Raw genomic sequence first — 9,318 nt, 5'->3', positions numbered from 1 at the left:
GGCGAGGGCGGGGGCGGGGGCGTACACCGGAAGACGGGGTGAAGTCGGACGGGTCTTCCTGGCACGCGTGCCGGGTGAGTCCGGGGCTTGAGCTAGTGTCGCCGCGTTCACCGCGTTCACCGCGTTCGCCGCGTTCGCAGCGTTCGCCGCGTCAACGTGGCGCCGCGTCGACGTGGCCGACAATGGCCTGGCACCTGCTGCGCTCGCGCGCGGTACGGCTTGGCTGAGGCGGAGAGCGTGCTTTGCTACGCGTCGAGCTCGGTGAGACGGGCGCGGACGCGCTCGGAGTCGGCGCGCATGCCGAGGCGGTCGTAGATCTCCAGCGCCTGGCCGAGATGCGCGACGGCCTGGTCCGCGGCGCCCTCGGCGAGGTGGTGGTCCGCGATGCCTTCGAGGGAGATCGCTACGTCGTCGGGCTTGTCGAGCTCGCGGTTCACGGCCAGCGCCTGCTGATACAGCTCGTATGCGCGGGTGCGGCGGCCGGTGGCGGCCAGGGCGGCGGCGTAGTAGTTCAAGGCCCAGGCCTCGTTGCCGCGTTCGCCGACGGCGCGGAAGATCTGCAGCGCCTGGCTGAGAACGTCCTCGGCCTCGGAGTAGCGCTCCATCAAGTAGTAGACGCGTCCGAGCGTGGTGAGCGCGCCTGCCTCGCCGGGGCGGTGCCCCAGCGTGCGGAAGATCTGCAGGGCCCGCGCGTGGGCCTCGACGGCGCCGGGATAGTCGCCGGTCAGCCGGTGCACGCGGCCGAGCTCGCCGAGGACGGTCGCCTCGCCGACCGGGTTGCGGTGCGCCCGGTAGATCTCCAACGCCTGGTTGAGCGCGTCGAGCGACTCCGGATAGTCCCCGAGCAGGTAGTGCACGCGGCCGAGCTCGTTGAGCGCGTTGGCCTCGCCGAGTCGGTGTCCGAGCTCGCGGAAGATCTGCAGCGCTTGGGCCTGCGCATCAGCGCAAGCGCGGTACTCGCCGAGCGTGATCCGCACGCGGCCGAGCACGCCGAGGGCGCTGGCCTCGCCGAGGCGGTGGCCGACCGAGCGGTACAGCTCCAGTGCGCGATCGGCCGCGTCGACAGCATCGGGGAGCCGGCCCAGCGCGTAGAGCACGAACCCGAGGTCGGTCACGGCATTGGCCTCGCCGAGCGCGCTTCCGTCCTCCTGGAAGATCTCCAGCGCTCGCGTGAGGGCGTCGTCCGCCTCGGCGTATTCGCCCGTCAGCACCTTCACGCGGCCGATGTGGGTGAGCGCGTTGCCCTCGTCGAGGCGCAGGCCGAGACCTCGGGCGAGTTCTACGGATCTCTCGAGCACGCCGAGGGCCGCCGGGAAGGAGTCGCTCGCGATCTGTGCCCGGCCGAGATCGTTGAGGGCTGCGACGGTGGCCGCCTCGAGTCCCAGGCGCTCGGCGGTCTCCGCGGCGGCCTGATGGATCTCAAGCGCTCGCGTGAACGGGCCGTCGGCGAGCAGGACCTCGGCCAGGCCCGACGCGAGGGCGATGGTGTGCTCGTCAAGGCCCTCCGCGTGCGCATGCGCGAACGCCGCGTCCAGGTCGGCGTACTCGGTACGCAGCCAGGCGCGCGCGGCGTCGTGGTCGGCCAGTTCGGGGGCGTGCGCGGGTGCGGGCCGCTCGTTGGCCGGCCGCGGGTGGCGGGCGATGTCGGTCGACGCGGTTTCGGCGGTGTGCGCGTAATAGACGTACAGCCGGTCCAGCGCGCTCGCTCGGTCTTCTTCGGGGTCGGTCGCGGCGGCCAGCGTGCGGGCGTGCGCGCGGACGAGATCGTGCGGACGGTAGCGGCCGGGTGCGGAGCCCGTCAGCAGGCTTTGATCCGCCAGTCGTTCGACGAGCCAGCCCGCGGCGTGCGGGTCGCTGTCCAGCAGGGCCGCCGCCGCGTATGCGTCGACCTCGGGGCCGGGCAGTAACCCGACGCGGCGGAAGAGCACCTTCAGCTCTTCGGACAACTGCTGGTAGGAGAGGTCGAAGATGGCCTGTACGCTGCGGGACTCATCCGTGTAGCCGGACAAGTCCCGCCCGGGTCGCCCCGCTTTAAGCCGCTCGATCAGGACGCTGAGGTTCCAGGCCGCGCCGCCGGTGCGCAGCAGCGCCCCCGCGATCAGCAGCGCGAGCGGCAGGTATCCGCACAGCTCGACGGCCTGTTCGAGCAGCGGCTCGTCCTCCGCGTCCGCGCCGAGGCGGGCGGCCTTGCGCAGCAGCGTGACGGCTTCCTGCTTCGCCAGGACGTCAAGCGAGAGGGGAAGCGCGTCGTCCAGAGCCTTGAGCCGCTTGCGGCTGGTGACCAGGACCAGGCAGGTGTCGGAGGCGGGAAGCAGCGGTGCGATCTGCGCCTCGTCGGCGGCGTTGTCCAGCACGATCAGCGTGCGGGTGCCGGCGAGCAGGTCGCGGTAGACGGCGGCGCGCGCGTCGAGGTCGGTGGGGATGCGCTGCGGCGGTACGCCGAGACCGCCGAGCAGCGCGGCCAGCGCGTCGCCCGGATCACGCGGCGCGGCGCCGTCGGTGTAGCCGTAGAGGTCCAGGAACAGCTGTCCGTCCGGGTACTGCGCGGCCAGCCGGTGCGCCGCACGGATCGCCAAAGCGGTCTTGCCGACCCCGCCCATCCCGTCGATCGCCGCGAGGACGACCGCCCCCGAGCCGTAGTCGGCGTCGTCACGGGCCTGCTCCACGAGCTCGAACACAGCCTGGAGTTCGGACTCGCGACCGGTGAACAGCCGCGTGTCCGGCGGCAGCTGGCGCGGCCCGCTCACCGCCGCGGGACGCGGGGCCGCATCGCCCGGAGTAGCGGCCGGGGTAGCGGTGGGAGCGGCAGACGGAGCGGCGGTCGGCGTGGGCAGCTTCGGCAGCCGCTCGTCGAATGTGGTCGTCCCGACGGGCGGTTCGCCCCCGGCGCCCCCGGCGAGTCCAGCGAGTCCGGCGTGGATCTGCGCGAGCAGTCCACGCACCTCGTGAGCGGTCTGCGGACGCTGCGCCGGATCGCGCTTCAGCAGACGCGCGACGAGGTCGGCGAGCTCGGGCGGCAGCCCGGGCCTGGCCCGCTCCAACCGCGGCGCCTCGTCGTTGACCTTCGCCGCCATCACCGCCCACGCGCTGGTGCCGGTGAACGGCGCGTGCCCGGTTAGCATCGCGAACAGCACGCCGCCGAGCGCGTAGAGGTCCGACCGCGCGTCCCCGCGCTCCTCGGTGAATTGCTCGGGCGCCGCGTACTCCAGGGTCGCCGCCGGAGCCAGTCGCGAAGAGTGGATGACAGAGAGCTGCTGCGCCTGGACCAGTCCGGCGATCCCGAAGTCGACGACCTTAGCCGCACCGGCGGCGGTGATCATCACATTCTGCGGCTTGATGTCGAAGTGCACCACGCCGGCCCGGTGCGTAGCCTCCAGCGCGGCGCAGATCTGCTCGGCGATCCCGAGTGCCCGTTCCGGCGCCAGCACTCCGGACGCGTTGATCAAGGCGCTGAGTGACATGCCGTCGACCAGCTCCATGACCAGGAACAGCATGTCGTCGTGCACGCCGCGATCGTGTAGCGCCACCACGTTCGGATGGTTGATCTGCGCCGCCGCCACCGCCTCGCGCTCGAACCGCGCCTGCAGATCCCCGCCGGCGGCACCCGAGCCGACCGGCAGCAGCTTCAGCGCCACCCGTCGACGCAGGGTCCTGTCACGCGCCGCCCAGACCTCGCCCATGCCCCCGCGCCCGAGCCGCTCCAGCACCTCGTACCGGTCCGCGAGCACGACTCCGTGTTGCACCCCTCGACCTCCCGATCCGCGTCGGCCCCCGACGGGTTCCACTATGCCCGATCAGCACCGCGCCCGTCCGCAGCTAAGGTGGGGCGCATGGAGCGTGCCCCCGATTCCCGGCGCTGGGAGGTGTGGCGCCAGGACGACAACGGCAACCGCTACCTGGTGTCTACGCACACTGACAAGGCCGCCGCCGAACTGCGCCTCGCCGAGCTCGAATCAGGCGTCGTGCACAAACAGTCGTACTGGATCACCGAAGGTACGTGAGTCCAGAGCCGTCGCGAGACAGTAACGGGAGGTGTCGCGGGAGGGCGTCGTGCGGGGCGCCGTGCGAGGTCAGTAGCCCTAGCCGCGAACGAGCGTGTGCCCGGACGCGAGGCCGCCGAAGTCGTAGGCGGTCTCCGCGTGCTCGGTCTGGTCCACGCCGATGATCTCGGCGTCCGCGGTGACCCGGAGGCCGACCGTGGCGTTGACGATCTTCGCCAGGATGAACGAGACGACGAACGAGTAGGCGAACACGATCCCCGCGCCCTCGGCCTGGGAGAGCAATTGCTCGAAGCCGCCGCCGTAGAACAGCCCGACGCGCGCGCCGTTGGTGAAGCCGGCCACCTCGCCCGGCGCCGCGAACAGGCCGATGAGCAGCGTGCCGAGCAGTCCGCCGACCAGGTGGACGCCGACCACGTCGAGGGAGTCGTCGAAGTCGAAGTGGTTCTTCAGGTTCACCGCGTAGCAGCACACGAATCCGGCGATGAGTCCGACGGCGAGCGCGCCGATCGGGGAGACCGAGGCCGCGGACGCCGTGATCGCGACCAGGCCGGCCACCGCGCCGGACGCCGCGCCGATGGTGGTGAACGTGCCGTGCTGGATCTTCTCCGCGATGAGCCAGCCGAACACCGCCGTGCACCCGGCGATCTGCGTGTTCATGAACACCACCGAGGCCTGGCCGCCGGAGGTCAGCGCCGAGCCGGCGTTGAAGCCGAACCAGCCGAACCACAGCAGCGCGGCGCCCAGCATCACGAACGGCACGCTGTGCGGCCGCATCGGATCCTTCCGGTGCCCGATCCGCTTGCCCACCACCAGCGCGCAAGCCAGCGCCCCCGCGCCGGAGTTGATCTCGACGGCCGTGCCGCCGGCGAAGTCCATGACGTGCAGGTCGGCGTTGATGAAGCCGTTCGGCGAGAAGACCCAGTGCGCGACCGGGAAGTAGATGAAGGTCACCCACGCCGCCACGTACACGGTCCAGCCGACGAACTTGGTACGGTCAGCGATCGCGCCGGAGATCAGCGCCGGAGTGATGATCGCGAACATCAGCTGGAAGCAGGCGACCGCGAAGATCGGCACGCCGCTGCCGCCATAGAGCGTGGCGTGGCTGTCGCTCGCGATCCCGGAGGAGATGTTCTCCATCCCCCACTGCGCGAGCGTGCCCCAGAAACCGTTGCCCTTTGCGTCATTCGCGTTACCGAATGCCACGGACCAGCCGTACAGCACCCACGCGACCGTGACCACGGCTATGCAGATGAAGTTCATCATCAGCATGTTCAGCACGCTCTTCGCCCGGACCATGCCGCCGTAGAAGAACGCCAGGCCCGGCGTCATGAGCAGGACCATCGCAGAGCTGACGAGTACCCACGCTGTGTTGCCGGTGTTCAGTGTTGCCACGATCTACGGTTCCTCCGGTCGGCGCAGCTCTCGTCGAGCCCCAGATAACGGCGGTGCGGTGCGCCAACACGATCTCGGCGCACCGTTACCGCGCGCGGCAGGAGTTGTTTCGTTCATGTGACAGATGCAACGCGTAAGTTACGGGCAGTTGACGTGGCCGCGGCCGGCCGAGTTATTCGACCCGAGGGGATGATTCCGGCAGATCAGATCATGCGGACAAATCAGCAGCTTCCGATGCTGTCCCAGGCTCCCGCCGCGCCGCCCGGAACCTCGTTGTAGTTCCACTGGTTCGCGTCCCACAGCTGGCCGTTGTATGCGACCTCGTCCCCGCGTACGTACGCCGTGTTCGTCGCCCACGCCGTCGAGCAAGCGCCCGGCGCCGCAGACGTCGTAGTCGCGGCGACCTGCGCGGCCTGAGTCGTGGCCGCGGTGGTCGCCGTGACCGCGTGAGGACTGGCAGCACTCCCGGCCGACGTCGTTTCCGCGGCGGTCGTCGGCACACTTGCCGGTCCCGGGTTTGCCGCGGCCACGGCAGCCGTGGTCGCCGCGGCAGTAGGTGCCGACGACGCGGCCGCCGCACTCTTGGTGGTCTCGGCCGCCGAGGGCGTCACCGCGCCGAGTGAGCTCGAATCTGACGCCGACGCCGAACTCGCGGCAGCCAGCGCCGCCGCGTCCCGGGAGCTCGTTGCCGCAGCGGGGGCGGCCTGCGGGTAATTCGCGGTGCCCGCAACGCCGGCGCCCCCGCCGATGGTCTCAATCGCCCACGTCGTCGCACCCACCACGATCACCGCCGCCGCCACCCCGAGCTGCACCCGCCGGCGAGTCACCGCGCGGCCGCTCTTCACGCCCCTAACGGGATCGGCGGCCCTGCGCGGCATCGCGACCGCCCCGCCGCTCTTGACGGCCCCAACGGGATCGGCAGACTTACGCGAAGTCTCAGAGGCCTTGCTCTTCTCATGCGGAGTGCTTGCGGCTTCGGTGCCCGACTCCCAGACGAACTCCGCCTGTGTGTGCTGTGCAGGCTGCTTCCGCTGCCGCTGAGCGCCCATCGCTTCGGCTCGCTTTCGGTTGCGTACGCGTCGGCGGCCATCAATCCGTCGTGCCCGAGTCGATGCCGCCCCCGCTGCAGTTACGTGCCGCCCGCCGGAACCGTTCACGCACGTTGTACCGTGGCATGTATGGCGAAGATCGCTCTCGAGCCCTGGTCCGAGGCCGGCTACGAGTTGCTGGTCCGGCTGAACGCTCCCCGGTTGACGGAGCACCTCGGCGGCCCGGAGACAGCCGAGCAGGTCCGGCGCCGTCACGAGCGTTACCTGGAGAACGCTGCCGACGGCGAGATGCTCCTGGTCGTATTCGAGCACGAAGCCGTGGGCTCGGTCGGTTACTGGCCGCGGCATTGGGGCGGCCTCGATGTGTACGAGACGGGCTACGGCATCGTGCCCGAGTACCAGGGCCGCGGGTTCGCGTCCGCCGCACTGGGCCTGTGCGCCGAATACGCCGCTCGCGCGGCCCAGGAGGGTTCAGGCCGACGCTGGTTGCACGCGTTTCCATCGATCCACAACGCGGCGTCGAACGCGGTGTGTCGGAAGGCAGGGTTCGAGCCGGCCGGCGAGTGCGACCTCGAATATCCGCCGGGGAGGCTCATCCGCGTCAACGACTGGCGGTTGGCGCTGACGGCGTCACCGGCGGGATAAGCGAGTCGGCCGAGGTCAGTCGCGGCGGCCGTGCCAGCGGCCGAAGCGGTAGACGCCGTAGAGGAGCGCGACGCCGCCTGCGATCATGAGAATCATCATCAGTAGGCTGATGATGAAGGAGAATACGATGTAGGCGGCGAGACCTGCGGCCACGACGAGCAGGACCTTGGGTATCAGCGAGTTGCCGCGGAAGCCGTACGCCGACTTCTCGGAACCCGCTGATCTGTCCGGGCTGCGCCGGCCCGGGCCGGGCACGCTGAAGAACGCGGTCGAGCGTCGCCGCTCCGGCTTGTTGCCTGCGCCTCTGCGTGCGCCATTGCCTGCGCCTGAGCTGGAATCCGAGCCCGCCGCCCAAGCCTGCAACGCGTCTATGTTCGCATCCGCAGAGGGACGCCCCGAGTCCGAAGTCACTGCCGCAAGCTAGCAGTCCGGGAGGCGGCGCGCTACGGAAAGGTCTGAGGTTCTTAGCGAGCCCAACTCTTCGGCCGGTCTCACACCTCACATCGTCGGCCGAGGGCCGACGCGGAGCGTGATGTCGCTGATCTCGGCGTCCGCGGGGAGGTCTAGGGCTGCGACGACGGCGCCGGCGACGGTGTCGGGATCGATCCAGAGCGCGGGGTCGTAGTCGCGGGCCTCGTGGTCGTGTACGGCCTCTTGCATGGGCGTCGCGGTACGGCCGGGATAGACCGTGGTCACGCGCATCCCGGTGTGGCCCTCCTCGTCCCGCAGCGCGTCGGCCAGGGCGCGTGCCGCGTACTTGCCGGCGGAGTACGCGGCCCAGTGCTTCTGGGTCTTGAGGCCCGAGGTCGAGTTGACGAAGAGCACGTGCCCGGCGGGGTGGCGCAGGCGGGGGAGGAGCAGGCGGGTCAGCTCCGCGGGCGAGGTGACGTTGACTGCCAGGCTTGCGCGCCACGCCTCCAGGCCCAGTTCGGCGACAGGCCCCAGGTGGAGCGCACCGGCGACGTGGAGCAGGCCGTCGATCCGCGCGGGGAGGTCGGCTCCCGCGACCGCGTCGGCCAGCGTGTCCGGGCGCTCGAGATCGGCGACGAGGGCGTGCGCGCCGGGGAACTGCTCGTACAGCTCCGCCGCGCGCAGGGTGCTGCGGGCCACGAGGTGGAGCGCGTCTCCGCGCTGGTGGAGCCTGGTCGCTACCGCCTGCCCGATACCGGAGCCGGCTCCGGTGATCACGTAGTGCTTCATGCTGTGCCTTCGCTAGGGCGGGTGCCCGCCGACGCCGACGTGTGTTCGGCGAGTCTTCCACAGCCGGGCGGGCACGCCGGGGAACGCCGAGCCCCTCATGATGGGGCGAATACGCGATGCCAAATACGGCTGCGCCGTACCGGCTAATAGTCATACCGCGGCTGATCAGCCGTAGACCTCGATCTCGCCCATCTCCCCGGCGTCCACCGCGCTGTTCGCGGTGACGATGAGCTGGATGTAGCGGGTGCTCAGCGCGGCGAACTTGACGGTGACCGCGTTGCCCGACGCCTCGTTGAAGGAGTACGTGGTGGTCGGCTCGATGACGAACCCGTCGTAGCCGGTGGCGAGTCCGTAGATCTCGATGGACTCCGTCCGCGAGCTCCAGTCCGCCGGCAGCCGCATGACGATCTTCGACACCGTCATCGCCTTCTCCAGATCGACCTGGACCCACTCCGTGAAGCTCCCCGAGCCGACCTGGCTCTCCCAGTAGGTGCCCGCGTCGCCGTCGATGACGTTCGCGGCCACGTGGCTTCCGGTGTGACTGCTCGACGACTCGGCCTTGCCGAGGGCCAGATCGGTCGCGGCGGGCGCCGTCGTGGCCGCACTCCCCGCGTGCGCTGGCGAAGCGGCGGTCGTATCCGCCGACGTGGCAGGCAGCTGAGACGTGCCTGCTGCCGAGGTCTCCGATACCGCCGTCGACGTGGCCGGCGCGGAAGACGAGGCGGAGCCGGATGCCGACGCAGATCCCGGCGCCGACCCGGAAGCCAGCGTCGACGCAGACGCGGACGCGGACACGCCCGACGTCATGCCCGAGCGCGCGGAAGCGACGCCCATGCTCGGCACGATGTTCTGCGCGACGGCGCCGCCGGTGGTCTTCGCGCCGTGTCCCGCGTACTCGGCGATCCCGAAGGCCGCGGACAGAAGCACGACGACCCCCACGCCCGCGTAGACCGTGCGGCGGGACGGCAGCGTGAACCGGGGCGCGACCGCGGCGGCCTCCGGCACCTTGGAGCCCCGCCCCTGCCCCTGCC

The 9,318-nt window shown here is 70.6% G+C and carries 8 protein-coding genes; 2 read left to right on the top strand and 6 right to left on the bottom strand.

Going from position 1 to position 9,318, the window contains the following annotated elements:
- Positions 1 to 245 precede the first annotated feature (245 nt).
- A complete protein-coding gene (locus KDK95_RS33020) occupies positions 246 to 3,743 on the bottom strand; it encodes a tetratricopeptide repeat-containing serine/threonine-protein kinase (RefSeq protein ID WP_212522291.1) in 3,498 nt (1,165 codons plus the stop codon).
- A gap of 87 nt (positions 3,744 to 3,830) precedes the next feature.
- Between KDK95_RS33020 and KDK95_RS33015 the strand changes: the two genes are divergently transcribed.
- Complete coding sequence (locus KDK95_RS33015; protein ID WP_212522290.1) at positions 3,831 to 4,001, top strand: hypothetical protein; 171 nt, start codon at positions 3,831 to 3,833, stop codon at positions 3,999 to 4,001.
- Positions 4,002 to 4,079: 78 nt separating this feature from the next.
- Here KDK95_RS33015 and KDK95_RS33010 read toward each other — a convergent pair whose 3' ends face one another.
- Together KDK95_RS33010 and KDK95_RS33005 are read right to left on the bottom strand one after the other, a co-directional pair.
- On the bottom strand, positions 4,080 to 5,342 hold the full coding sequence (locus tag KDK95_RS33010; RefSeq protein ID WP_249162267.1) for an ammonium transporter: 1,263 nt from the start codon (positions 5,340 to 5,342) through the stop codon (positions 4,080 to 4,082).
- A gap of 272 nt (positions 5,343 to 5,614) precedes the next feature.
- Positions 5,615 to 6,220, bottom strand: coding sequence for a carbohydrate-binding protein (locus KDK95_RS33005; RefSeq protein WP_212522289.1), 606 nt, complete (start codon positions 6,218 to 6,220; stop codon positions 5,615 to 5,617).
- Positions 6,221 to 6,571: 351 nt separating this feature from the next.
- On the opposite strand from KDK95_RS33005, the gene KDK95_RS33000 reads away from it, so the two are divergent.
- Positions 6,572 to 7,087 carry a GNAT family N-acetyltransferase gene (locus KDK95_RS33000; protein WP_212522288.1) on the top strand — a complete coding sequence of 172 codons (516 nt, stop codon included), beginning with the start codon at positions 6,572 to 6,574 and terminating at the stop codon, positions 7,085 to 7,087.
- Positions 7,088 to 7,102: 15 nt separating this feature from the next.
- Here KDK95_RS33000 and KDK95_RS32995 read toward each other — a convergent pair whose 3' ends face one another.
- The 3 genes from KDK95_RS32995 to KDK95_RS32985 all read right to left on the bottom strand — a co-directional run.
- A complete protein-coding gene (locus KDK95_RS32995; RefSeq protein WP_212522287.1) occupies positions 7,103 to 7,498 on the bottom strand; it encodes a hypothetical protein in 396 nt (131 codons plus the stop codon).
- Between the two features lie 87 nt (positions 7,499 to 7,585).
- On the bottom strand, positions 7,586 to 8,287 hold the full coding sequence (locus KDK95_RS32990; protein WP_212522286.1) for an SDR family oxidoreductase: 702 nt from the start codon (positions 8,285 to 8,287) through the stop codon (positions 7,586 to 7,588).
- A gap of 165 nt (positions 8,288 to 8,452) precedes the next feature.
- Positions 8,453 to 9,318 (bottom strand): discoidin domain-containing protein (locus KDK95_RS32985; RefSeq protein WP_212522285.1); only part of this gene is annotated, 866 nt, incomplete at its 5' end.

The organism is Actinospica acidithermotolerans (genome assembly GCF_018139625.1).
Classification (GTDB): Bacteria; Actinomycetota; Actinomycetes; order Streptomycetales; family Catenulisporaceae; genus Actinospica; species Actinospica acidithermotolerans.
The sequence above is the reverse complement of the archived record's forward strand: the minus strand, read 5'-3'. Positions and strand labels throughout refer to the sequence as shown.

Excerpts from the sequence above, each read along its gene's own strand:
- KDK95_RS33015 (WP_212522290.1), top strand. The coding sequence starts at position 3,831 with ATGGAGCGTGCCCCCGATTCCCGGCGCTGGGAGGTGTGGCGCCAGGAC.
- KDK95_RS33010 (WP_249162267.1), bottom strand. The coding sequence starts at position 5,342 with ATGGTCCTGCTCATGACGCCGGGCCTGGCGTTCTTCTACGGCGGCATG.
- KDK95_RS33000 (WP_212522288.1), top strand. The coding sequence starts at position 6,572 with ATGGCGAAGATCGCTCTCGAGCCCTGGTCCGAGGCCGGCTACGAGTTG.
- KDK95_RS32990 (WP_212522286.1), bottom strand. The coding sequence starts at position 8,287 with ATGAAGCACTACGTGATCACCGGAGCCGGCTCCGGTATCGGGCAGGCG.